Raw genomic sequence first — 1,145 nt, 5'->3', positions numbered from 1 at the left:
GGCGGTTTCAAGTGGTGGTTGCAACGCCGAGTAGTTCTGCCATTTTCTCAGCTGGGGTGGCCCAGTTGAGGGTCATGCGGGGTCGGGCGTTGAGTTCGTCGGCGACGTAGTCGAGTTCGGCCTGCTCGATGGTGGTGAAGTCGGTGTGGCCTTTAGGGAAGTACTGGCGTAGCAGGCCGTTGGTGTTCTCGTTCGATCCGCGTTGCCAGGGGCTGTGCGGGTCGCAGAAGAACACCGGGCAGTCGGTGACGATGCTGAAATCGGTGTGGCGGGCCATTTCGGTGCCCTGGTCCCAGGTCAGCGTGGCCCGTAGCCGGGCCGGTAGCCAGGCCATCGCGGTGGCCAGTTGGACGGCGACGTGTTCGGACAATTTCCCGTCGGGCAGGCTGACGAGGATCACGAACCTGGTGGAACGCTCGACCAGGGTGGCGATCGCCGACCCGCCGCGGCGGACTCCTTCGAGCAGGTCGCCTTCCCAGTGCCCGGGCACGGCCCGGTCAGCGGCCTCGGCCGGGCGGGCGCTGATGTTGAGGCCGAGCCAAGGCCGCTGCGAGCGGATCGCCCCGGCCACCGCATGACGGCGTAGCCGCGCCGCCCGCCCGGACCGCAAGGCGACCTGCCGGCCCAGCTCAGCCCGCAGATTGCCGCGTGCCTGCAGGTAGATGGCCTGGTAAATGGTTTCGTGTGACACCTGCATCTCCGGCCGGTCCGGGAAACGTTGTCTCAACCATCTGGCGATCTGCTGCGGCGACCACCGCCGGGCCAGGAGATCCAGCACCTGCGCCCGCTGCGGCATACCCGCCGCCAGCTTTGCCCGTTTGGGGCGCCGCGCTCTGACGTGGCAACGATATTCGCCGGCCATGGCCCGGTACCGCTGCCCGTACCGCTCGTCCGGGCGGACCTCCCGTAACACCGTCGACGGGTGCCGACCCAACCGACGGGCTATCGACCGCAACGATTCCCCGGCTGCCCGGCCCAACGCGATCTCTTCTCGCTCGGCCATCGAAAGCCTGGCCGCCATCACCCACACCTCACCAAGGCAACAACCCGCAGCAACACCGGGGGTAGTCCCATCGAACGCCTCCACTGTGACCCTGCGGATAAACCGCAGGTAGGAGGCGTTGCAACCACTGGTTGAGCCCAAG

General features: G+C 67.3%; 1 protein-coding gene. It reads right to left on the bottom strand.

Annotated features, from left to right (window positions below; all coding sequences use genetic code 11):
- Positions 1 to 7: 7 nt before the first annotated feature.
- Complete coding sequence (locus Ato02nite_RS50890; RefSeq protein WP_438873138.1) at positions 8 to 1,024, bottom strand: IS30 family transposase; 1,017 nt, start codon at positions 1,022 to 1,024, stop codon at positions 8 to 10.
- Between the last annotated feature and the right edge of the window lie 121 nt (positions 1,025 to 1,145).

The organism is Paractinoplanes toevensis, assembly GCF_018332695.1.
Lineage (GTDB): Bacteria > Actinomycetota > Actinomycetes > Mycobacteriales > Micromonosporaceae > Actinoplanes > Actinoplanes toevensis.
Note: the sequence above shows the minus strand (reverse complement) of the source record. Positions and strands in the feature narration are given on the sequence as shown.